This is a genomic window from Xanthobacter sp. BG11Y11_SDJG, assembly GCF_057364445.1.
This window is the reverse complement of the sequence record NZ_JBNFNU010000033.1, coordinates 1-21,246: the sequence shown is the minus strand read 5'-3', so window position 1 is coordinate 21,246 and position 21,246 is coordinate 1. Positions and strand designations below refer to the sequence as shown.

The window sequence follows — 21,246 nt, the reverse complement described above, 5'->3', positions numbered from 1 at the left end:
GAGTGCGCAGGCGGGCGAGATCGACCGCCGTCAGCGGCCGCCGCCCGGGCGGCGGAGGCGGGCGTGGTGCTCGGCGTCGGCGGCGGCAAGGCCATCGACACGGCGAAGGGCGTGCGCATGGCGCTCGCCTGTCCGCTCGCCATCGTGCCCACCATCGCCTCCAACGACAGCCCCACCTCGCGCCTTGCGGTGCTCTACACCGACGACCACGTGCTGGCCGAGGTGCGCCTCATGGCGACCAATCCGGACCTCGTCCTCGTGGACACGGCGGTGATCGCGCAGGCCCCCGCGCGCTTCTTCGCCGCCGGCATCGGCGATGCGCTGTCGAAGAAGTTCGAGGTGGAGCAGTGCTCCGCCGCGGGCGGCCTCAATTTCTACAAGGGCGCGCCCACCGAGCTTTCGCTTGCCATCGCCGATCGCTGCTACGCCATCGTGCGCGCCGACGGCGCGGCGGCCATGGCGGCGGTCGCCCGCAAGACGCCGGACGCGGCCATGGAGAAGGTGGTGGAGGCGACCATCCTGCTCTCCGGCCTCGCCTTCGAGAGCGGCGGGCTCTCCATCGCCCATTCGCTCACGCGTGGCTTCTCGGCGGTGCCGGAGATCTCGCGCGCGCTGCATGGCGAGCAGGTGGCGCTCGGTCTCCTGGCGCAGCTGGTGGCGGAGGGGCGCGACGCGGCCTTTCTCGACGACCTCAAGGGCTTCTATGCCGCCATCGGCCTGCCGGCCTCGCTGGCGGCGTTCGGCGTCACCGATCCCAAGGCGGTGGACGTGATCGTCGACGTGTCCTGGCGCACCGCGCCCTATATCCGCAACTTCCGGCCGGAGCTGTCGCAGGCGCAGTTGCACGCCGCTCTGGTGTCGGTAATGAAATAAGCGGACTGCGTCGGGCCATTGCTTTTGACGGCCAAAGTACGCGCCCACTCCCCCCAATTGACGTTTTGTCAATTTACGCGCTCTCCCGGCCGAGAGATTGATTTCGGCAATCTTTGGGAGGCCTCTCCATGGTCGGGCGTCCACTCATTCCCGCCTTGCTGGCTCTGGCGGTCCTGGCGCCGGCCGAGGCGAGCAGCCAGCAACTTCAGGGGCCGGCGGGCGCGCCCGCAACGCGGGAATTCCCCGATTCCCGCGTCCTGCCGATCCCGACGCCCCCGTTCCCCGGCGAGATTCAGCCGAACCTGATCGACAGCACAGCCGCCTGGTCGCCCACCATCGCCCCGCCCCAGGGCGCGCCAAACGTGCTGCTGATCCTGGTGGACGATGCCGGCTTCGGCGCCCATTCCGCCTTCGGCGCGTCGTGCCGACGCCGACGCTGGACGATCTCGCCGCGCGCGGCGTGCGCTACACCCAGATGCACAACACCGCCTTGTGCTCGCCCACCCGCGCGGCGCTGCTGACCGGGCGCAACCATCATGCGGTGGGCTACGGCATGGTCGCCGAGGGGGCCATCGGCTATCCCGGCTACAATACCGTGACCGGGCCGGAATCCGCCCATGCCGCCGAGGTGCTGAAGCTCAACGGCTACGCCACCGCCTGGTTCGGCAAGAACCACAACGTGCCGGTCTGGGAGGCGACGCCGGCCGGGCCGTTCACCCATTGGCCCATCGGCGAGGGCTACGACTATTTCTACGGCTTCGTCGGCGGTGACACGAGCCAATGGGAGCCGGGCAACCTGTTCCGCAACACGACGCCGATCCATCCCTACAACGGCAAGCCGGGCTGGAATCTCATCACCGCCATGGCGGACGATGCCATCTCCTACATCCAGACCCAAACCGCGACCGATCCGAAGCGGCCGTGGTTCATCCACTATGCGCCCGGCGCCACCCATGCGCCGCACCACCCCACCAAGGAGTGGGTGGACAAGATCGGCGCCATGCACCTGTTCGACCAGGGCTGGAACAAGGTGGCCGAGCAGATCTTCGCCAACCAGAAGAAGCTGGGCGTGATCCCGGCCAATGCGAAGCTTCCGGACTGGCCGGATTTCCTGCCCAAGTGGGATGTCCTGACCGCGGACCAGAAGAAGCTGTATCTGCGCCAGATCGAGATCTGGGCCGCCTACATGGCCTATAGCGACCACGAGATCGGCCGGGTGGTCGAGACGCTCAAGCAGCTCGGCCAGTTCGACAACACGCTCATCCTCTTCGTCGCCGGCGACAATGGCATGAGCGCCGAAGGCTCGCTCCACGGCACACCCAACGAGGTGGCCTATTTCAACGGCTTCGCCTACTCGATCGAGCAGATGATGCCGCTGATCCCGGTCTGGGGCACGGATCGCACCTACAATCACTTCGCGGTGCCGTGGGCGTTCGCCATGGACACGCCGTACCGCTGGACCAAGCAGGTGGCCTCCCACCTCGGCGGCACCCGAACCGGCATGGTCGTCACATGGCCGGACCGCATCAAGGACATCGGCGGCATCCGCAACCAGTTCCATCATGTGATCGACGTGGCGCCCACCATCCTCGATGCCATCGGCATCCCTCAGCCGACCATGGTCAACGGCATCGCCCAGCGGCCCTATGACGGCGTGAGCATGACCTACAGCTGGGACAAGGCGGCGGCCGGCGTGCCGTCCACCCGCCGGACGCAGTATTTCGAGATCCTGGGCAACCGCGCCATCTATCACGACGGCTGGATGGCCAACACCGTGCCGGCCGTGGCGCCATGGGCGGGGGTGACCGGCAAGCCGCCGGTGGATGTGCTGAACGGCTTCACGTGGGAGCTCTACAACCTTGCCGAGGACCCGACCCAGACCAACGATCTCGCCGCCAAGGAGCCGGAGCGCCTGCGGATGATGCAGGCCCTGTGGCTGGCGGAGGCGGCGCGCAACAACGTGCTGCCGCTGAACGATTCGCAACTGCCGATCCTGACGGCGGAGCGGCCCGGACCGGCTGCGGGTCGAACGCAGTTCGTCTATACGGCGCCCATGACTTCGACCCAGTTCGCGGTCGGGCCGTCGATCCTCAATCGCTCCTACACCATCACCGCCGAGATCGAGGTGCCGGCCGGCGGGGCGAACGGCATCCTCGTCACCCAGGGCGGCCGCTTCTCAGGCTGGGGCTTCTACCTGAAGGATAGCAAGCCCATCTTCACCATGAACCTGCTCGACATCGAGCGCCCCAAATGGCAGGGCAGCGAGGCGCTCGCGCCCGGCAGGCACATTTTGGTGTTCGACTGGGCGATGGAGAAGGACGGCCCCGCCCTCGGCCGCGGCGGCACCGGCGTCCTGAAGGTCGACGGCATGACGGTGGCGCAGAAGGCGCTGCCGCGCACCCAGCCGCTGATCTGGGCCTGGGACGAGACCTTCGACGTCGGTCTCGACACCGGCACGCCGGTGGACGACCAGGACTATCAGGTGCCGTTCGCGCTGACCGCAAAGCTCGGCAAGATCACGATTGATCTCGGCGCTTCCACCGTCTCGCCCGAGTCGATCCGGCTGATGATGCAGGAATTGGCCAAGAAGCGGGACTGAGTCCCGCGCGCCGGCCGCGTGTCCATTGCGCGGCCGATCCTGCGGCGTCAGGCGAGCGCCTCCACGAAGCGGGCGAAGCCGCGCGCCGGTTCGCGCTCGGTGGGGAAGGTGTTTTCCGGGGCGTCGGGATCGGGGTGGCCGAGGGCCATGCAGCACACCACCATCTCGCTCTCGGGCAGCGCGAGGCGCTCGGCGATCCGCCGTCCATAGCCGTTGAACGCCGCCTGCGGGCAGGTGCCGAGGCCGAAGGCGCGCGCCGCGATCATGATGTTCTCGAGGAACATGCCGCAGTCGAGCCAGGAGCCGCGCTCCAGGTCCCGGCCCATGGTGACGACGAGGCCCACCGGCGCGTCGAAGAACAGGAAGTTCCGCGCGTGCTGCTGGCGCATGCGCTCCGTATCGCCCTTGGCGATGCCCAGCGCGCCGTAGAGGTCCCAGCCCACCTTGCGGCGGCGGGACAGATGCGGCTCGCGCCACTGGCGCGGATAATAGGCATATTCCTCCTCGCCGAGGTCGCCTGCGAGGAACCGGCCGTGCAGCTCCTGCGACAAGGCGGTCAGCGGCGCGCCGCGCAGCACCTGGACGCCCCAGGGCTGGATATTGGAGCCGGAGGGCGCGCGGGCGGAAAGGTCGAGGATCGCCTCGACGGTCGCATCGGCCACCGGCGTCGGCAGGAAGGCCCGCACCGCCCGGCGCGAGCGGATGGCCTCCACGGCGGAAACCGTGCCGGGAGCGGCGTCGGGCGGAAGAACGGTCACAGTCATGTCTCGGGCATATCCACGGGTTGGGTCATGCCGAGATTAAAGCGGGCGCCGGGCGATTTGAATCCCCTTGCGCGGCGCCCGCGCGGCGACGGCGCTATTCGTTGCGCAGGCCGATCACCTTGATGAGCTTGCCCCACTTGTCCATCTCGCGCTTCTGGAAGGCGGTGAACTGGGCCGGGGTGTTGCCCACCGCCTCGGCGCCCTGCTTGACCAGGAACTCCACGGTGTCGGGCTCGCTCAGGATCTTCACCACCGAGGCGTTGACCTTGTCGACGATCGGCGCGGGGGTGCCTGCGGGCGCGAACAGGCCGTACCAGGCGCTGGCGGCATAGCCCTTCACCCCCGCCTCGTCGACGGTCGGGATGTCGGGCGCGGCGGCCGAGCGCTTGGTGCCGGCGAAGGCGAGGGCGCGCAGCCGGCCCTGCTGCACATAGGGCAGCACCAAAGGCATGTCGCCGAACATGATCTGCACCTGCCCGCCCACCAGGTCGCCGATGGCGTTGCCCGAACCCTTGTAGGGGATGTGGGCCATCTGGGTCCCCGTCATGTTCTTGAACAGCTCCATGGCGAGGTGCTGGGAGGCGCCGTTGCCGCCGGAGGCATAGTTCAGCTTGCCGGGATTGGCCTTGGCGTAGGCGATCAGCTCTTCCACGCTGTTCACCGGCACGCTCGGGTGCACCACCAGCAGCAGCCCCACCTCGGCCACCAAGGTGATGGGCGCGAAGTCCTTCACCGTGTCGTAAGGCATGGAGGCGTAGAGGCTGGCATTGACCGCGTGGGTGCCGATGGAGCCCATGCCGAGCGTGTAGCCGTCGGGGGCCGCCTTGGCCACCGCATTGGCGCCCACATTGCCGCCGGCGCCGGTGCGGTTGTCGACGATCACCTGCTGGCCCCAGGCCTTGGTGAGCTTGTTGGCGAGCACGCGCGCCAGCACGTCGGTGGAGCCGCCGGGCGCGAACGGAACGATGATCGTCACCGGCCGGGAGGGATAGCCCTCCGCCGCCTGCGCCGGGGCGGCGGCGGTCTGGGCGTGGGCGGCGATCGCCGGCAGCCCGGCGAGAAGCGCGGCTGGCGAGCGCCAGCGCGGGCTTTGATCCTGGTCATGTGGCTTCTCCCCTAGAGCCCGTCTTGGCGCTGCGGGGCAGGCGCCCGGTGGGCGGTGTCTTTTTGCGGCTTCTTGTCTTTTGGGAGCCGGGCAGGCGGCAGCCCGCCCGGCATCGTCGTCAGTGGGTGCCTTCGAGCACCGCGCCCCTGCTCGCGCAGGGGTCGACTGCAGGCGGTCGAGCGGCAGCTTGCGGATGTCGGCCAGCTCGCCGCTCACCGCCATGGCGGCGGCGGTGCCGGCGGCGTGGCCCATGCCGAGGCACTGGCCCATCATGCGGGTGGTGCCGTTGGCCTCGCGGGTGGAGGACATGCAGCGTCCCGCCACCACGAGGTTCTTGAGGCCCTGCGGGATCAGCGACGGCCACGGAATGTCGTAGGAGCCGCCGTTCTCCACCGGGATGCGCACCTGCTTGATGCCCTCCTGGTGGATGTCGATGTGGTGCGCGCCCTTGGTGACCACGTCGCGCATCTTGCGGCCGGTGCGGCAGTCCTCGCCGGTGAGCACGTATTCGCCCATGATACGCCGCGTCTCGCGGATGCCGATGCGGGGCGCGACGCCGGCGAAGGCGGCGTTCTCGAAGCCGGGCACGTTCTCCTTCAGGAAGCGCGCCGCCTGCCACACCTGCTCGGTGAGAAGCGGCATGGCGGCGGAGACCGCGGCGGCGTCGGTGCCCATGATGTTCTCGGCGACGCGGGTGGCGTTGACGCACACCTCCTTGCGGGCTTCTGAGGTGGGCATGATCATGATCAGCGCGGTGGGGAACATGTCGCCGCGCTGGATCGCGCCGCCGAGGAACGGGCCGTTGCCCTTGAAGAACACGCTGGGCGCGCCCTGGGCGTGGATCGCCTGCGCCAGCTCCTCGTCGGAACGGCCGGCGCGGATGTAGTCGCTCTCGCCCACCGCCAGCGAGGGCGCGTTGTCGCGCACGAAGTCGAGGAACGGCGCGTTCTCCACCCCGGACATGCGGAACATGAGCGAGAGCGGCTGGAGATCGCCGGACGCGTCGGAAATCTCAAAGGGCGCGCCGGCCTGCACCGCCACGTCGCCGTCGCCCGAGGCGTCGACGAAATAGCGCGCGGTCAAGAGCGTGCGGCTGTCGCGGTGGGAGATCACCACCGCCTCCACCTCGCCATTGTCCGAATAGGTCTCGCTGACCTGGCTGTAGAGGATGACCTGGACGCCGTAGCGGGCGAGCACGCGCGGAATGGCGAGCTTCAGCACCTCGGGATCGCAGCACACGTAGCAGATGAGGCGGAAGTCGTGCAGCGGGCCGATGAAGCCCTGCATCTGCCGGCACTCCTCGAAGATCTCCTCGGCGACGCCGCGCACCACCCATTCGCCGCGCGCATTGAGCACGCCATCCACCGACATGCCGGAAAGCAGCTCGCCGCCGAGCATCGGGCCGGCCTCCACCAGCACCGTGCGCGCGCCGGTCTTGGCCGCGGCGATGGCGGCGCCGATGCCGGCGGCACCGCCGCCGATGACCGCCACGTCCGTATCGAGATGTCGCATGATCCGTCCTGTGCCTTTGCCTGTTGCCGCAGGGTCAAAATGGCCATATTATGGACATCGCCCGCTGGCGTGTTCGGAGTGCGGCAATAGAAATCACATGAAATATTGCCAAACACGACCTTCCGGCTGCTCAGTTTGTCCATAATATGGAGATTGCAGAATGGAGGCTCCCCCTCCCGGCACCCAGGCGGTGCAGCGTGTGGCGCGCATTCTGCGCGTGCTCGGGGCCAACAACCGGGCCGGGCTGAAGGTGGCGGACATCGCCTTCGAGGCGGAGCTGGAGCGCCCGACCGCACACCGCCTGCTGCTGGCGCTGTGCCACGAGGGCCTCGCCCGCCAGGATGCGGACAAGCGCTTCTTCCTAGGCCCCTTCGCCTACGAGCTGGGGCTCGCCGCCGCGCCGGAGCTGGACCTCAGGGCCATGTTCGCGCCCGCCCTCAACGCCGTCGCCGAGGGGAGCGGGGACACCACCTTCCTCACCGTCCGCAGCCGCTTCGACACCGTGTGCCTCGACCGGCGCGAAGGCACCTATCCCATCAAGGCGCTCACCGTGGAGGTGGGCGCCCGGCGCCCCATGGGCACCACCGCCGGCGGCATCGCGCTGCTCGCCTCGCTGCCGCAGGAGGAGGCGCGGGAGGTGATCGCCTTCAACGCGCCGCGCTTGCCGCGCTACGGGCGCATCAATGCGGAAATCCTCACCCGGCTGGTGGAGCGCGCCCGCGAGCTGGGCTATGCGCTCAATTTCAACGACATCACGCCCGGGGTGAGCGGCATCGGCGTCGTGGTCCCCGAGCGGCCGGGCCTGCCGCCGCTCGCGCTCGGTATCGCCGCCATTTTCCAGCCGCCTGGAGGAGGACCGGCGCGCCGAGGTGGTCGCGCTCATGCGGCGCGAGGCGGAGCGCGCCGTCGCCTCCCGTCCCGTGGGCGCCGGCCGGGGGCGGCTGATCTGCGTCCGGCGCAGGTCCGCTTGGCGCGATTTGCGGGTGCGGCCGGAGGCCCGCGGCGCTAGCCTGCCGGCCTTTCCCACGGGGCACCATGGTCGTGAAGAAGATCGGCTTTCTCTCGTTCGGGCACTGGAACCCCTCGCCCCATTCGCAGACGCGCTCGGCCGCCGACGCGCTGCTCCAATCGATCGAGCTTGCGGTCGCCGCCGAACAGCTGGGGGCGGACGGGGCCTATTTCCGCGTGCACCATTTCGCGCGCCAGCTGGCCTCGCCGTTTCCGCTGCTCGCCGCCGTCGGCGCCAAGACCAGCCGCATCGAGATCGGCACCGCCGTCATCGACATGCGCTATGAGAACCCGCTCTACATGGCGGAAGACGCGGGCGCCGCCGATCTCATCGCCGGCGGGCGGCTCCAGCTCGGCATCAGCCGCGGCTCGCCGGAGCAGGTGATCGACGGCTGGCGCTATTTCGGCTACCGCCCGCCCGAGGGCCAGAGCGAGGCCGACATGGCGCGCCGCCATGCGGAGGTGTTCCTCGACGTGCTGCGCGGCGAGGGCTTCGCCGAGCCCAATCCGCAGCCCATGTTCCCCAATCCGCCCGGTCTGCTGCGGCTGGAGCCGCACTCCGACGGCCTGCGCGAGCGCATCTGGTGGGGCGCGAGTTCCAACGCCACCGCGGTGTGGGCGGCGCAGCGGGGCATGAACCTCCAGAGTTCCACCCTCAAGAACGACGAGGGCGGCGCCGCCTTCCATATCCAGCAGGCGGAGCAGATCCGCGCCTTCCGCGCCGCCTGGAAGGCGGCCGGGCACGCCCGCGCGCCGCGGGTGTCGGTGAGCCGCTCCATCATCGCCTTGGTGGACGATCGCGACCGCGCCTATTTCGGCCGCGGCGGCAAGGAAAAGGACCAGATCGGCTTCATCGACGCGAGCACGCGGGCCATCTTCGGCCGCTCCTACGCCGCCGAGCCGGAGGAACTGATCGCCGAACTGGCGCAGGACGAGGCCATCAAGGAAGCCGACACGCTGCTCCTCACCGTGCCGAACCAGCTGGGCGTCGACTACAACGCCCACGTGATCGAGGCGATCCTCACTGAGGTGGCGCCCGCGCTCGGCTGGCGCTGAGGCGGCGCCTAAACGGGCGGGCCGGGAACGAGGTAGGAGACGAGCCGACCGTCCACCACGCGGTGCAGCGCGATCTGCGCGGGTTCCCGCACCACGCGGAAGCCGGGGCCGGCGAAATCCAGTGCGAACTGGTGGCTGGCGGACGGCGCGATGAAGGCCCGATGCCCGGCGAAGCTGCCGGAGATGGCCCGGTGCACATGCCCGCACACCAGGCCGAGAATATCACGCCAGCCCTCCAGCAGGTCCGCCAGTTCTGCGCGGCCCTCGCTGAGGCCGATCTCGTCCATGGCCGGCAGGCCGGTGGCGAACGGCGGGTGATGCATGAAGATCAGCGTCGGCAGGCCCTCGCCGTCGAGTGCGCCTTGCAGCCAAGCCAGTTGCGCCGGGGGGAGGGCGCCATGGCTCGCCCCTTCCACCAGCGTGTCGAGGCCGATGACGCGAACCCCGTCTTGGACGCGGACGACGCCGGCATGCTCCGGCTCGGTGCCGGTGTGGCGGGCGAGCACGCGGCGCAGGGGCGCGCGCATGTCGTGGTTGCCCGGCACGGCGAGGAAGGGGATGCCGAGGTTTTCGAGGCCGTCCAGGACGAAGGCATATTCTTCCTCGACGCCGGCCTCGGCGAGATCGCCGGAGACCAGCAGCAGGTCCGGCCGCGGCGTGAGTGCGCCCACCCGCGCCATGAGCGCGGCGAAGGCGGCGCGGGTGTCTACGCCGCCGGCGGTTCGGCCGGGCAGGGTGACGTGAAAATCCGTGAGCTGGGCAATCAGCATCGAAATCACCTCAACGTCGCCGGCTCCCGCCGGCGGCCGCTCCACGAGGGGCGGGACGCTCGTTCTAGGACTTGACGCGCATCTGGTCGAGGGGCCCGAGGGATTATGTGGTTATTTGTGCATCCTGCTTATTTTATGGCCTCGATTTCCAAATTACCCAGAGTTAAGGTCACATCACTGTCACCGAAGCGGCTTTAAGAACAGCCCGCCCAAGCAGGGTCGCCATCCTTAGGCGTCGTCCCCTGGGGAGATACAGCACAAGCGTTTCCAGGCTGCTTTCCGGCGGCGGACGGCGCACGCCTGTCCATGCCCACTCGCTCTGTGAGAGGAATGAGATGTCGGTCAAATCCACAATTTCCAACATTTCCCGGCGCGGTATCCTCCTCGGTGGCGCAGCCGCCGTCGCCGCCTCCGCGGGCTTGCGCTCCCGTCCGGCCTATGCGGCGCCGGACAAGGTGAAGGTCCAGTTCATGTATCCGGTGGGCGTCTCCGGCGACATCAATAAGCTGGTCTCCACCATGATCGCCAAGTTCAACGCCGCGCACGAGAAGATCGAGGTCGAGGCGATCTATGCCGGCAGCTACGACAACACCGAGCAGAAGGTGATCACCGCGCTCGGCGTGGGCGATCCGCCGTCCACCTGGCTGCCCATCAACTCGGCGCTCCAGACCTTCCTCGGCCTCGACGCGCTCGCCGACGTCACGGGCAAGGCCAAGGCCACCGACATCTACCAGGACTTCATCCCCGGCTTCCTGGAGACCGCGGTCTCCGACGGCAAGCTCTACGGCCTGCCGTTCCAGCCCTCGACGCCGGTGCTCTATTTCAATGCCGACGCCTTCAAGGCCGCCGGCATCGCCAAGCCTCCGGTCACCTGGGACGAGCTGCTTGAGGTCTCCAAGGCCCTTACCGTGCGCGAGAACGGCGAGCTGAAGCGCTGGGGCCTCACCATCGGCGGCGGCTGGCACGACTGGATCTTCGAGTGCTTCTGCCGCCAGAACGCTTTGGTGCCGTGGACCAAGGACAAGGTGCTGTTCGACAAGCCCGAGGCGGTCGATGCCCTGGAATTCTGGGTCAAGCTCGTGAAGGCGGGCGTGATGCCGCCGGCCTCCACCTGGCAGGGCTCGGCCAACGACTTCATGGCGGGCCGCACAGCCATGCTCTACCACTCCACCGGGTCGCTCACCAACCTGCGCACCTCCTCGCCGTTCAAGGTGGACGTCGCCTTCATGCCGAAGAACAAGACCTTCGGCGCCTGCCAGGGCGGCGGTCCCATCATGATCGCCAAGAAGCAGTCTGACGCCGCCATCGAGGCCTCCTGGACCTTCGCCAAGTGGATGACCTCCACCGACGTGCAGTCGCAGTGGGGCCGCGACACCGGCTATCTGGCGGTGCGCAAGTCCTCCTGGGAGACGCCGGAGATGCTGGCCTATCTCAAGGAGGTGCCGCAGGCCAAGGTGGCGCTGGAGCAGTCCGCCTATGCCGGCGCCTTCCTCCAGGTGCCGGGCTATCACAAGGTCCGCGAATATCTCAAAAGCGCCCTCGACCGCACGCTCGCCGGCGAGATCAAGCCGGACGCGGCGCTGAAGGAGGCGGCCGAGAATTCCAACCGCGAGATCCAGCGCCTGCTGCGCCGGCGCTCGTAATCCCTCGCTCCCCGGCCGACTGAAGCGATGAGCGGAAGGAGAGCCGGGGTCCAGCGCAAGAGGTCGCCGCAGGCGGCTTCATTGGAGAACATTGAGGATGGAGCCGGCTTTGCCGGAGTCTCCCCTGGGTCCCGGATCGGCGCTCCCCCTTCGGTGTCGCTGGTCCGGGACGCGACTGAACAGGCAGGACAGCAAGAGGATGGCCATGGTGACAGGTCCCGCATTGCACGCCCGCGTCTCGGAGGCGGGGCTTGCCTATCTGCTGCTGATGCCGTCGCTCATCTTCCTCGCCACCTTCACCTACTGGCCGATCCTGCGCTCGATCTATTTCAGCTTCCACGACGTGGTGCTGGGCTCGGACAAGATCTATTTCCTCGGATTCGAGAACTATGAGCGGCTTTGGACCGACAAGCTGTTTTGGAAGTCGCTCGGCAATACCGTGTTCTACACCCTCGTCACCATTCCCTGCGCCATCACGGTGGCGCTGCTGCTGGCGGTGGCGCTCGACAGCAAATTGCGCGGCATGACCTTCTACCGCTCGGCCTTCTTCTACCCGGTGATGATCCCCTCGGTCGCCGCCGGCATGGTGTGGGTGTTCCTCTATGCGCCGGGCTACGGGCCCATCAATTCCGCCATGGCCGCGCTCGGCCTGCCGAAGGTGGAGTGGCTCTACGACGCGCGCTGGGCGCTGCCGGCCATCATCTTCATGAGCATCTGGAAGTATGCCGGCTACTTCATGCTGATCCTGCTGGCGGCCCTGCAGATGATCCCGTCCGACCTGCACGAGGCGGCGAAGCTCGACGGCGTGTCGGCCTTCGACCGGCTGATCCACATCACCGTGCCGCTGATCTCGCCGACGCTCTACTTCGTCATCGTCATCGGCCTGCTGCATTCCTACCAGATCTTCGACTACGTCTATGTGATGACGCAGGGCGGCCGGCCGACGCCACCAACGTGCTGACCTTCTACATCTACCAGAACGGCTTCCAGTACCAGGACATCGGCTACGCCTCGACGCTCGCCAACGTGCTGCTGCTGTTCGTCGGCGGCCTCATCACCCTCGTCGCGCTCGTGTTCGGACGGCGCGTGCACTATCTCGGACGCTGAGGCCCGCATGGCGACGCTCCAGGACCCGATCGAATTGTCCGCCCCCGCCACCGCGCGCGGCACGCTGCTCGCGCTGCGCACCGCGCTCCGGCGCAACTGGCTGCATTTCGTGCTGCTGCCGCTGATGCTGTTCTGGATCAGCCCGCTGGCCTGGATCGTCATCACCTCGCTGAAATCGCGCACCGAGGTGTTCGATCCCAATGCGGGCATCCTGCCGGCGGTGCTGCAATGGGGCAATTATCCCGCCGCCATGGCGGTGGCGCCGTTCGGCACCTACCTTCTCAATTCGGTGCTCGCCACCGGCGGCATCCTGGTGTGCGAGCTCATCACCATCACGCTCGCGGCCTATGCCTTCGCGCGCCTGAACTTCCCCGGCAAGAACATCCTCTTCACGGCGTTCCTGCTGCAGATCATGTTCCCGATCTACGCCACCTTCCTCACCAATTTCGTCACCGTGCGCGAACTCGGCATCCTCAATTCGCTGCCGGCGCTGATCGTGCCGTTCGTCGCCTCGGGCTACGGCACCTTCATGCTGCGCCAGGCGTTCCGGCAGGTGCCGACGGAACTGGCCGACGCGGCGCGGCTCGACGGCTGCGGCCATCTCGGCATCCTCTGGCACGTCTATCTGCCGCTGGTGAAGCCGACGCTGATCGCCTTCTCCATCATTGCCGTGGTGACCCACTGGAACGACTATATGTGGCCGCTGCTGGTCACCAATTCCGAGAGCGTGCGCACGCTGCCCATCGGCCTCGGCCTGCTGGCGAAGTCGGACAGCGGCGCCGACTGGACGCGGCTGATGGCGGCGACCGTGGTGGTGGTGTCGCCGCTGCTGCTGTTCTTCGTCATCTTCCAGCGCCGCTTCGTGGACAGCTTCATGCACGCGGGCCTGAAGTAGGCATCATCGGCACAGGGGTATCGCGATGGCCGAAGTGGTTCTCCAGGGCGTCAGCAAGTCCTACCAGGGCAAGCCCACCGTGCACGCCGTCGACCTGGCGGTGGCGGACAGGGAATTCATGGTGCTGGTCGGCCCCTCCGGCTGCGGCAAGTCCACCACCTTGCGCATGATCGCCGGGCTCGAGGACATCACCTCCGGCCGCCTTCTGATCGACGGGCGCGACGTGACCCATGCCGAGCCGCAGAAGCGCGACATCGCCATGGTGTTCCAGTCCTATGCCCTCTACCCGCACATGAGCGCCTACCGGAACATGGCGTTCGGCCTGTTGAAGACCTCCCGCCTGTCCAAGCCGGAGATCGACCGGCGCATCCGCGAGGCGGCGGAGATCCTGCACATCACCCACCTGTTGGAGCGCAAGCCCAACGCGCTCTCCGGCGGCGAACGCCAGCGCGTCGCCATCGGCCGGGCGCTGGTGCGCCAGCCCAAGGTGTTCCTGTTCGACGAGCCGCTCTCCAACCTCGACGCCAAGCTGCGCACCCACATGCGCGGCGAGTTGAAGCGCCTGCACAAGGAGCTCGGCCTCACGGTGGTCTACGTGACCCACGACCAGATCGAGGCCATGACGCTCGGCACCCGCGTCGCCATCCTCTCGGACGGCCGGCTCCAGCAGGTGGGGGCGCCCATGGACCTCTATATGCGGCCGCAGAACACCTTCGTCGCCACCTTCATCGGCTCGCCGGAGATGAGCCTCCTGCGCTGCACGCTGAAGCCGAACGGCACGGGCAGCGTGGTGAGCCATCCGGCCTTCACCACCCACGTCGTGGAGCGCGCCGAGGCGGGCGAGATCCTGCTCGGCGTCAGGCCCGAGGAGGTGGTCGTCGGACCGCCGGATGGCGATGCCCTCGCCCGCGGCCGGGTGGACCGCACCGAGCTGATCGGCGCGGAGGCGCTGGCGGAGATCGTCGTCGGCTCAGACCGCCTGGTCGCCCGCACGCCCGTCACCAAGGTGCCGCCACTCGGCGCCGAGGTGGGCATCAGCTTCGACATGGACCGGGTCCGCGTGTTCGACGCGGCCTCGGGCCGCGTCTTGTCCCGTCTCTAGCCCGGATATCCCCATGGCCCAGACCGTGCGCCAGCAGCAGATCGTCGAGCTGCTCCGCGACAGGCGCTCCGCCACCATCACCGACCTCGCCGAGCACTTCCAAGTGTCGGACGAGACCATCCGGCGCGACCTCAAGGCGCTCGCCGAGGATGGCATGGTGGACAAGTTCCACGGCGGCGTGCGCCTCAATGTCGCCGAATGGGAGGCCCCGTTCGACCGCCGCCTGCGCGAGCAAGCGCCCGCCAAGCGCCGCATCGCCCATGCCGCCGCCGAACTGATCGAGGAGGACGCGACCATCCTGCTCGACAATTCCTCCACCTCCTGCTTCCTCGCCCAGGTGCTGGCGCCGCGCCCCGGCCGGCTCACCGCCATCACCTTCTCGGTGGAGGTGGCGCAGATTCTCTCATCCGCCGGCCGGCATCACCGCGTGATCCTGCCGGGCGGCGAGCTGAGGGCCGACGACCGCACCATCATCGGCCCCTCGGCCATCGACTTTGCCTCGCAATTCACGCCGAGCCTGTTCGTGATGTCGGTGGCGGCGGCCTCGCCGCAGCGCGGCTGCATGGACTTCGATCTGTTCGAGACCGAGTTCAAGCGGGCGATGATGCCCCTCGCCGAGAAGGTCATGCTCCTCCTGGACAGCTCCAAATATTCAAAGCCCGGTTTGATCCAGGTGTGCGGGTGGCAGGCGGTGGACATCCTCGTCACCGACGCGCCGCCGCCTGCCGCCGTGCGCGACGAACTGGAGCATGCCCGGGTGGTGCTCGCCCCGCCGCTCGCGTCCGCGGGCGGGGGTAATGGCAACGGCCGGAAGCCCGCTTATGCCGAATAGAACCGCCGCCCTGCGGCCCGCCGAGCCTGGCGCTGCCGAGCTTGCCGCCTTTGCCGAACAGCTCGCCGACCTCGCGCGGCCCATCGTGCGGTCCTTTTTCCGCACCCCGGTGGGCGTCGAGTGGAAGGCGGATGCCAGCCCGGTCACGGTCGCCGACAAGGCGGTGGAGCGCGCGCTGCGCGAAGCCATCGCCGCACGTTTTCCCGGCCATGGCGTGCTGGGCGAGGAGGAGGCGGCGGTGGGCATCGAGCGCCCCGTGGTGTGGGTGGTGGACCCGATCGACGGCACCAAGAGCTTCATGACCGGCCTGCCGCTGTTCGGCACCCTGATCGCCGCGGTGGCGCAGGGGCGGCCGCAGGCGGGCGTGATCGAGGTGCCGGCGCTCGGCGACCGCTGGGTCGGCGTCGCCGGTGCGGGCACACGGTTCAACGGCGCGCCATGCCGCACCAGCGTTGCGGCGGCGCTGGGCGAGGCCCGGCTCTACGCCACCTCGCCGGACATGTTCACGCCCGCCGAGAGCGCCGCCTTCGGCGCGCTGGCGGACCAGGTGGCGCTGCGCCGCTTCGGCGGCGACTGCTACGCCTACGGGCTGCTCGCCTGCGGCCATGTGGATCTTGTGGTGGAGGCAGCGTTGAAGCCCTACGATTTCATGGCGCTGGTGCCGGTGGTCGAGGGCGCAGGCGGCGTCATCACCGACTGGCGCGGCCGCCCGCTCACGCTCGCCTCGGGCGGGCAGGTGGTGGCGGCGGCCAATGCCGCGCTCCATGCCGCGGCGCTGCGCCTGCTGGCGCCAGCGGCGCTCTGAACGGCCCTTGCGGGCGCCGTTTCCATGGTCAGCCCTGCGGATTGGAGGCGGCCCGAAGCTCAAGTGAAACAGGACGGCCCCCGGCGGCGTTGACGCAGGACCATCCCCTGCGAGGAGAAATGCCGTGGGACATTCGAGTAACACCAGCGATCGGCGTGCGGCCGATGCCGAGCCCGAAGCCGGACAGACCAAGCCGAGGCACGGGGCCGGCCATACGATCGGCGCCTACCAGGAGGGCGGGCGGAAGCAGGAGGAAGGCCCAGAGGGCTCCCGCAAGGCACCGGGACATCTGGTGGGCAACCACCAGGATGGTGACGAGGAAGGCCCCGCGGAGGGCGGCCCCCGGCGCGCCCTGGGACGGCCCGATACCAACGAGGACAAGGATATGAACGTCGAGCAGCTCAAAGGCCGCGCCAAAGGCACCGAGCCGGTCCCGGCGAAGGTGGGCCAGCCCGACCATAGCCTTGAGGCCGAGCGGGTTGATCCCACCGGCCGGCGTGCCGGCGAGCGCGGATAAGCCCCGCTGCAGCTAGCGGCGCTTCCGCTTCGGTGGCACGCCGTAGACCCGCTTGAAGGCGGTGGTGAAGTTGGAGGGATCCGCATCGCCCGCCGCATACGCAGCCTGGGCGATGGAGATTCCTTCTCCTTCTAGCGCCGCGCAGGCGAGCGCCAGGCGTTCGGAACGGATGAACTCGAACACCGATCCCTCGCTGGCGGATCTCCCGCGCTGGTCGAGCGGACGGGGCCGGGCAGGGCTTGAGCCATATAGTATAGCCCCCTATGCTATTTATCCCAAGGGGGAGCCCGCCGCATGGCCCACACCATCCGCGACAAGGACAAGCTGATCGCCCGCGTGCGGCGCATCAAAGGGCAGATCGAGGGCATCGAGCGCGCTTTGCTGGCGGAGGTTCCCTGCGGCGAAGTGCTGCGCCAGGTGGCATCGGTGCGCGGGGCGATGAACGGCCTCACCACCGAACTGGTGGACGATCACCTGCGCGAGCATGTGCTCGGCGCCGCGACCGAGGCCGATCGGCAGCAGGGCAGCGAAGAGCTGATGAGCATCATCCGGACCTATCTGAAATGACCGCGCCGGCGACACGGGAGGGTGGCATGGCCGAGGCCCCCGCACTTGGACACGACCACGTCTTCCTGGGCGCCGACCACCGGCGCAACGAGCGCAAGGTTTGGCTGGTGATCGCCCTGACCGCCGCCATGATGGTGGTGGAGATCACCGCCGGCACGCTCTATGGGTCCATGGCGCTGGTGGCGGACGGCTGGCACATGTCGACCCATGCCGGGGCCATGCTGATCGCCGCTCTGGCCTATCTCTATGCGCGCCGGCACGCCCGCGACCCGCGCTTCACCTTCGGCACCGGCAAGTTCGGCGACCTCGCCGGCTTCGCGAGCGCCGTGGTGCTCGCCCTCGTGGCGCTGCTGATTGGTTGGGAGAGCGTCTTGCGCCTGGCGGACCCGGTCCCCATCAGCTTCGCGCAGGCGATCGCCGTCGCGGCCGTGGGGCTCGCGGTCAATCTCGTCAGCGCCCTGCTGCTGCGCGACACGCACCATCACGGCCATGGCCATCACCACCCCGCGCACGATCATGACCATGACGAAGATCATGACCATGACCATGACGATGATCTCGGCGACGCCGTGCCGGTGCGCGACAACAATCTGCGCGCGGCCTATCTCCACGTGCTGGCCGATGCCTTGACCTCGGTTCTGGCGATCCTCGCTCTGCTGGTCGGCAGCGTTTATGGCTGGCTGTGGGCGGACCCGCTCATGGGGCTCGTGGGCGCCCTCGCGATCGCCCGCTGGTCCTGGGGGCTGATGCGCGATGCCGGCGGCGTCCTGCTCGACATGGTGCCGAAGGACGAAGACCTGGAGGCGGACATCCGCGCCGCGCTGGCGCTCGACGCGGCGCGCATCACCGACCTGCATGTCTGGCAGGTGGGGCCGGGCCACGCCGCAGCCATCGTCGCCCTGGCGGGCGAAGGCCTGCGCGACCCGGCCTTTTACAAGGCGCGGTTCCGTCCGATCCGGCGCCTGTCCCATGTCACCGTGGAGGTTCAGCCGGGACCGGGCGAGCCTGGCCGCTCCGCGGCGGCGGCCTGAGCCGCGGGCCGGGCGCTCAGCGGAAGGTTTCGCCGACCAGGCCGTGAACGCGGGCGAAAGCGGCCTCTGCGCCTGCCGTCACCCGCGCCTCTTCGGCCGGCGAGAGCTTGAGGGCATCGAGCGCCGCGGTGAAGGTGCGCCAGTGCAGGCCCCGGCCCTCGGGCGCCGCGGCGAGGTGCCGGGCGCCAAAACGCCTCGGACAGGCCGAGCCCGGCGGCCGCCTTCAGCAGGAATGCGGCGCCGAGATTGGAGCCCTCCGCCACGTAGAGCCAACCCAAAGCGGTGGGGATGTCGGCGGGCGCGCCCCTGGCGAAGGCGGGCGCGGTCTCGACCGCCAGAGGGGCGGCCTCGAGATCGGCAAGGTCTTGGCTGATCAGGTCGAAGCGGCGCCGTCCCGCGAGGTCGGGCAGCAGCGCGTCGAGCGCGGGATCGACATAGAGCGCATCGATCTCCCGGTGGAAGGCGTGCTGCACCTGGAGAAACAGCGCGTAGCGCGCGCGGCTCGCGAACGGCTCGCCCGCCATGATCGCCTTGTCGAGCCGCTCATGGGTCTCGTGGGTGGCGGATTTCAGGGTCTTGGCGCGGCTCTCCGCCGCGTGATCGAGCGTGATGGTCATCGTCGCATCCTCAATTCTTCAATCAAGAGATCAAACAGATGGCGATGATTAGGGAGGGAATGCTGCCGCTTCAAGATTTCAATCTTAGAATCATTGTAAGAGATTTTTCCGCCGCCGCGCCGGCAAGTGGGCATTTTGCCTGCGCTTGCCGGGCGGCTGTCGTCGGCGGACGCCGACCAGATTTGAATGATTTTATGTTCTGGCGTTCGGGGTGCCCCGCGGCCCTCGGCCGTCCGGGGTCGGATCCCCGCAGCGGTCTCACGCCCGCGCTCGGACCGCAGGCCCATGGGGCCGCAGGCGCCGACTGGGGGCCATCGCCGTCGCGCCGGGCCCGGAGGTCGAGGGACATCAGCTGCACATAGGCATGGAGCTTCTGGCCGGCCTCCGCCACGTCGCCGGGGGCGCCGGAGGCTGCTGCATGCACCGTGGCGCGGGCGGTCTCCTGGAGCGCTGCGGAATGCTCCAGCGTCATGTGCCGGCCGGAGAGGAAATCGCCGGCGTCCCGCAACGTCTTCAACGTGCGCCCATCCGCCCCCTTCACCCGCACCGGAAGCGGCGCGTCCCAGTGATGCTCGCCCCGCTCCTGCGGCCGGTCGCCCGGGATGATGTCGCGGCCGTCGACGGCGGCCAGCGCACTGCCGACCCGTTCCGCCGGCCGCTCGCCGCCGACCTCGCCGGTCGGCCCTCCGCCCTGGTGCTGGCGGGCATGGTCGGTCACGTGGGGATCGGCCATAGCCTGGCGGATCGGCGGGCGGCTGCGGTCCTCGCTGTTCTGGATCAGGTCGTCGGGATAGGCCGTGGGTCCGGCATAAGGCCGTGTCATCGCGGGAACTCCGTCGCAGGGGTCATCGAGCAATAACGACCGTGCCCGGCACTTGGTTTCCTTCACCTTGTCTGATCGCCCCCGCAACTCGCCGCCGCAGGCCCATCGGAGGATCCTTAACAGGGGCTCTTCATAGGCTGCGCCGCCGACGCCGCGGACAGTCGGCCACCTGCACTTGGCTCAGGGTCGGATCTGCTGATTACATGCGAAGTGAACTGGAATTCTTCTAGATTAAGATCTTCGGCAGGCCCTTTCATCTATCCTTGTCTTTTTGTAGGCTGAGGCGTCGGGCTGCTCTTTGCGATGCGCGCAGCCGCTTGGCATATGGCGCGCGCCGTATGACGGACGAACGATTGCCAGCGACGCGGTTGCGGGCGGGAACAGGTGGGGCGGTGAGCTGGGATTTTCAGGCGCTCTTCAATCTCTATGCGAAGGAGATCGCGCGATCCCTGCGCCGCAAGGGCCTCAATCCTGAAACCGCCGCAGATCTCACCCAGGACACCTTTTGCGCGTCATCGCCCGGCCGCCGGCCGACGGGGCGCCGAACCACAATCCCAGGGCCTATCTGCACCAGGTGTCCCACAGCCTGACCGTCAACCACCTGCGAAGGGAGGCCCTGCTGCCCCTGGTCGACCTCGCCGAAGGCAGGGCGGACGAGGTGGCCGACCCGGCGCCGCTGCCGGATCGGATCGTTTATTCCCGCCAGTGTCTGGCCCAGGTGGCGGCGGCGCTCGACGAGCTGCCGGAGCGCACCCGGGCGGCCTTCGAGATGCACCGCCTCGGCGGTCACACCCTGGCTGAGGTCGCCGCGACGCTTGGGCTCTCCACGACGCGGACCTGGGCGCTGGTGCGCGAAGCCTACCGGCATCTGCTTCTGCGGGTGGACGATGAATGAGCCGCCCGGCGCAGGGCGGGAAATCCGCGATCCCCGATTGTATCAAGGACAGGGAAGCCGGTCGCGCGGCCCGCACAACCGTCGGGAGACGCCATGAACGAGGCCGAATCTGAGCGGGCGCGGCCGCAGGCTCAACTGCTCGACGAGGCTATCGACCTCGTCATTCGCTTGCAGGAGGACCCCCGCAATCCCGTCGCCGACGAGATGGCGCGGTCCTGGCGCGCCCGCAGCGCCGAGCACGAGCGCCTGTGGCAGCGCGTGCTGAAGCTGCACGGCGCCAGCGGCCATGTCCTGACCGAGCGGCGCGAGAATGACAGCGGCGCCGCCGGTCTGACCCGGCGAAACCTGGTGATCGGTGCCCTCGGCCTGGGCGCCGCCGGAGCGGCGGCCGCCGTGCTGCCGGACCTGGTGCGGCAGGCGCGCGCGACCACGCCACCGGCACCGCCGAGATTAGGCAGGTGCGCCTGCCGGACGGCAGCCTGGCGACGCTCGGTCCCGACACCAGCATTGCGCTGGATTTCTCCGTGAGTGCGCGCCGGGTGGACCTGATCGGCGGCATGTCGTTCTTCGACGTGGCGCGGGACGCAGCGCGGCCGTTCACGGTCGCCGCCGGGCCGGTCACGGCGACCGCGCTCGGCACGTCGTTCGACGTGGCGCGCGAGGGCGAGGCGGTGAGCGTCGAGGTGGACCGCGGCCTTGTCCTGGTGCAGGCGCCGGCCAGCGCC

21 protein-coding genes and 2 pseudogenes are annotated in these 21,246 nt (G+C 68.7%); 17 read left to right on the top strand and 6 right to left on the bottom strand.

Annotated features, from left to right (window positions below):
- Together AC2W7M_RS05550 and AC2W7M_RS05545 are read left to right on the top strand one after the other, a co-directional pair.
- On the top strand, positions 1-873 hold an 873-nt coding region (locus AC2W7M_RS05550), incomplete at its 5' end, for an iron-containing alcohol dehydrogenase (protein WP_486130729.1).
- Positions 874-1,001: 128 nt separating this feature from the next.
- Positions 1,002-3,472, top strand: a pseudogene (locus tag AC2W7M_RS05545) (arylsulfatase).
- A gap of 47 nt (positions 3,473-3,519) precedes the next feature.
- Here AC2W7M_RS05545 and AC2W7M_RS05540 read toward each other — a convergent pair.
- Together AC2W7M_RS05540 and AC2W7M_RS05535 are read right to left on the bottom strand one after the other, a co-directional pair.
- Positions 3,520-4,236, bottom strand: a complete 717-nt coding sequence (locus AC2W7M_RS05540) for a nitroreductase (protein WP_486130727.1) — start codon at positions 4,234-4,236, stop codon at positions 3,520-3,522.
- Between the two features lie 94 nt (positions 4,237-4,330).
- A complete protein-coding gene (locus tag AC2W7M_RS05535; protein WP_486130725.1) occupies positions 4,331-6,853 on the bottom strand; it encodes a tripartite tricarboxylate transporter substrate-binding protein in 2,523 nt (840 codons plus the stop codon).
- Positions 6,854-7,013: 160 nt separating this feature from the next.
- Between AC2W7M_RS05535 and AC2W7M_RS05530 the strand changes: the two genes are divergently transcribed.
- Together AC2W7M_RS05530 and AC2W7M_RS05525 are read left to right on the top strand one after the other, a co-directional pair.
- Positions 7,014-7,862: an IclR family transcriptional regulator gene (locus tag AC2W7M_RS05530; protein ID WP_486130723.1), complete on the top strand. Its 849-nt coding sequence runs from the start codon at positions 7,014-7,016 to the stop codon at positions 7,860-7,862.
- A 32-nt stretch (positions 7,863-7,894) separates the two neighbouring features.
- Entirely contained in the window at positions 7,895-8,917 is a 1,023-nt protein-coding gene (locus tag AC2W7M_RS05525; RefSeq protein ID WP_486130732.1) for an LLM class flavin-dependent oxidoreductase, read from the top strand.
- An 8-nt stretch (positions 8,918-8,925) separates the two neighbouring features.
- Here the strand turns inward: AC2W7M_RS05525 and AC2W7M_RS05520 are convergent, their stop codons facing one another.
- Positions 8,926-9,687, bottom strand: a complete 762-nt coding sequence (locus tag AC2W7M_RS05520; protein ID WP_486130721.1) for a phosphodiesterase — start codon at positions 9,685-9,687, stop codon at positions 8,926-8,928.
- 335 nt (positions 9,688-10,022) lie between these two features.
- Here AC2W7M_RS05520 and AC2W7M_RS05515 point away from each other — a divergent pair, with 335 nt between their 5' ends.
- From AC2W7M_RS05515 to AC2W7M_RS05480, 8 genes are all read left to right on the top strand, one after another.
- Positions 10,023-11,330 (top strand): ABC transporter substrate-binding protein, encoded by a 1,308-nt coding sequence (locus AC2W7M_RS05515; protein ID WP_486130719.1) that lies wholly within the window; start codon positions 10,023-10,025, stop codon positions 11,328-11,330.
- A 199-nt stretch (positions 11,331-11,529) separates the two neighbouring features.
- A complete protein-coding gene (locus tag AC2W7M_RS05510; protein WP_486130717.1) occupies positions 11,530-12,291 on the top strand; it encodes a carbohydrate ABC transporter permease in 762 nt (253 codons plus the stop codon).
- A complete protein-coding gene (locus AC2W7M_RS05505) occupies positions 12,285-12,437 on the top strand; it encodes a hypothetical protein (protein WP_486130715.1) in 153 nt (50 codons plus the stop codon). Before AC2W7M_RS05510 ends, AC2W7M_RS05505 begins: the two co-directional genes overlap by 7 nt.
- A 7-nt stretch (positions 12,438-12,444) precedes the next feature.
- A complete protein-coding gene (locus AC2W7M_RS05500) occupies positions 12,445-13,332 on the top strand; it encodes a carbohydrate ABC transporter permease (protein WP_486130713.1) in 888 nt (295 codons plus the stop codon).
- A gap of 25 nt (positions 13,333-13,357) precedes the next feature.
- On the top strand, positions 13,358-14,434 hold the full coding sequence (locus tag AC2W7M_RS05495) for an ABC transporter ATP-binding protein (protein WP_486130711.1): 1,077 nt from the start codon (positions 13,358-13,360) through the stop codon (positions 14,432-14,434).
- A gap of 13 nt (positions 14,435-14,447) precedes the next feature.
- Positions 14,448-15,266 (top strand): DeoR/GlpR family DNA-binding transcription regulator, encoded by an 819-nt coding sequence (locus AC2W7M_RS05490; protein WP_486130709.1) that lies wholly within the window; start codon positions 14,448-14,450, stop codon positions 15,264-15,266.
- Positions 15,256-16,071 carry a histidinol-phosphatase gene (gene hisN, locus AC2W7M_RS05485; protein WP_486130708.1) on the top strand — a complete coding sequence of 272 codons (816 nt, stop codon included), beginning with the start codon at positions 15,256-15,258 and terminating at the stop codon, positions 16,069-16,071. The genes AC2W7M_RS05490 and hisN overlap by 11 nt, the downstream gene beginning before the upstream one ends.
- A 124-nt stretch (positions 16,072-16,195) precedes the next feature.
- Positions 16,196-16,588 (top strand): hypothetical protein, encoded by a 393-nt coding sequence (locus AC2W7M_RS05480; RefSeq protein WP_486130706.1) that lies wholly within the window; start codon positions 16,196-16,198, stop codon positions 16,586-16,588.
- 12 nt (positions 16,589-16,600) lie between these two features.
- Here the strand turns inward: AC2W7M_RS05480 and AC2W7M_RS05475 are convergent, their stop codons facing one another.
- Complete coding sequence (locus AC2W7M_RS05475) at positions 16,601-16,843, bottom strand: helix-turn-helix domain-containing protein (protein ID WP_486130730.1); 243 nt, start codon at positions 16,841-16,843, stop codon at positions 16,601-16,603.
- A 39-nt stretch (positions 16,844-16,882) separates the two neighbouring features.
- On the opposite strand from AC2W7M_RS05475, the gene AC2W7M_RS05470 reads away from it, so the two are divergent.
- Entirely contained in the window at positions 16,883-17,155 is a 273-nt protein-coding gene (locus AC2W7M_RS05470) for a metal/formaldehyde-sensitive transcriptional repressor (protein ID WP_486130704.1), read from the top strand.
- 26 nt (positions 17,156-17,181) lie between these two features.
- Positions 17,182-18,186 carry a CDF family Co(II)/Ni(II) efflux transporter DmeF gene (gene dmeF / locus AC2W7M_RS05465; protein WP_486130702.1) on the top strand — a complete coding sequence of 335 codons (1,005 nt, stop codon included), beginning with the start codon at positions 17,182-17,184 and terminating at the stop codon, positions 18,184-18,186.
- Positions 18,187-18,202: 16 nt separating this feature from the next.
- Here the strand turns inward: dmeF and AC2W7M_RS05460 are convergent.
- Positions 18,203-18,803 (bottom strand): annotated as a pseudogene (locus AC2W7M_RS05460) (biliverdin-producing heme oxygenase).
- Between the two features lie 70 nt (positions 18,804-18,873).
- On the bottom strand, positions 18,874-19,626 hold the full coding sequence (locus tag AC2W7M_RS05455) for a hypothetical protein (RefSeq protein WP_486130700.1): 753 nt from the start codon (positions 19,624-19,626) through the stop codon (positions 18,874-18,876).
- A gap of 505 nt (positions 19,627-20,131) precedes the next feature.
- Between AC2W7M_RS05455 and AC2W7M_RS05450 the strand changes: the two genes are divergently transcribed.
- The 3 genes from AC2W7M_RS05450 to AC2W7M_RS05440 form a co-directional block, all read left to right on the top strand.
- Positions 20,132-20,521, top strand: coding sequence for a sigma factor-like helix-turn-helix DNA-binding protein (locus AC2W7M_RS05450; protein WP_486130698.1), 390 nt, complete (start codon positions 20,132-20,134; stop codon positions 20,519-20,521).
- Positions 20,522-20,614: 93 nt separating this feature from the next.
- Positions 20,615-21,049, top strand: coding sequence for a DUF4880 domain-containing protein (locus tag AC2W7M_RS05445; RefSeq protein ID WP_486130696.1), 435 nt, complete (start codon positions 20,615-20,617; stop codon positions 21,047-21,049).
- A partial coding sequence (locus AC2W7M_RS05440) for a FecR domain-containing protein (protein WP_486130695.1) occupies positions 20,980-21,246 on the top strand: 267 nt, incomplete at its 3' end. The genes AC2W7M_RS05445 and AC2W7M_RS05440, both read left to right, overlap by 70 nt.

Bases quoted from the DNA above. Each gene is read 5' to 3' on its own strand.
- hisN (WP_486130708.1), top strand. From the start codon at position 15,256: ATGCCGAATAGAACCGCCGCCCTGCGGCCCGCCGAGCCTGGCGCTGCC.
- dmeF (WP_486130702.1), top strand. From the start codon at position 17,182: ATGGCCGAGGCCCCCGCACTTGGACACGACCACGTCTTCCTGGGCGCC.
- AC2W7M_RS05520 (WP_486130721.1), bottom strand. From the start codon at position 9,687: ATGCTGATTGCCCAGCTCACGGATTTTCACGTCACCCTGCCCGGCCGA.
- AC2W7M_RS05540 (WP_486130727.1), bottom strand. From the start codon at position 4,236: ATGACTGTGACCGTTCTTCCGCCCGACGCCGCTCCCGGCACGGTTTCC.
- AC2W7M_RS05455 (WP_486130700.1), bottom strand. From the start codon at position 19,626: ATGACACGGCCTTATGCCGGACCCACGGCCTATCCCGACGACCTGATC.
- AC2W7M_RS05535 (WP_486130725.1), bottom strand. From the start codon at position 6,853: ATGCGACATCTCGATACGGACGTGGCGGTCATCGGCGGCGGTGCCGCC.
- AC2W7M_RS05470 (WP_486130704.1), top strand. From the start codon at position 16,883: ATGGCCCACACCATCCGCGACAAGGACAAGCTGATCGCCCGCGTGCGG.
- AC2W7M_RS05490 (WP_486130709.1), top strand. From the start codon at position 14,448: ATGGCCCAGACCGTGCGCCAGCAGCAGATCGTCGAGCTGCTCCGCGAC.
- AC2W7M_RS05510 (WP_486130717.1), top strand. From the start codon at position 11,530: ATGGCCATGGTGACAGGTCCCGCATTGCACGCCCGCGTCTCGGAGGCG.
- AC2W7M_RS05500 (WP_486130713.1), top strand. From the start codon at position 12,445: ATGGCGACGCTCCAGGACCCGATCGAATTGTCCGCCCCCGCCACCGCG.
- AC2W7M_RS05495 (WP_486130711.1), top strand. From the start codon at position 13,358: ATGGCCGAAGTGGTTCTCCAGGGCGTCAGCAAGTCCTACCAGGGCAAG.
- AC2W7M_RS05530 (WP_486130723.1), top strand. From the start codon at position 7,014: ATGGAGGCTCCCCCTCCCGGCACCCAGGCGGTGCAGCGTGTGGCGCGC.
- AC2W7M_RS05515 (WP_486130719.1), top strand. From the start codon at position 10,023: ATGTCGGTCAAATCCACAATTTCCAACATTTCCCGGCGCGGTATCCTC.
- AC2W7M_RS05445 (WP_486130696.1), top strand. From the start codon at position 20,615: ATGAACGAGGCCGAATCTGAGCGGGCGCGGCCGCAGGCTCAACTGCTC.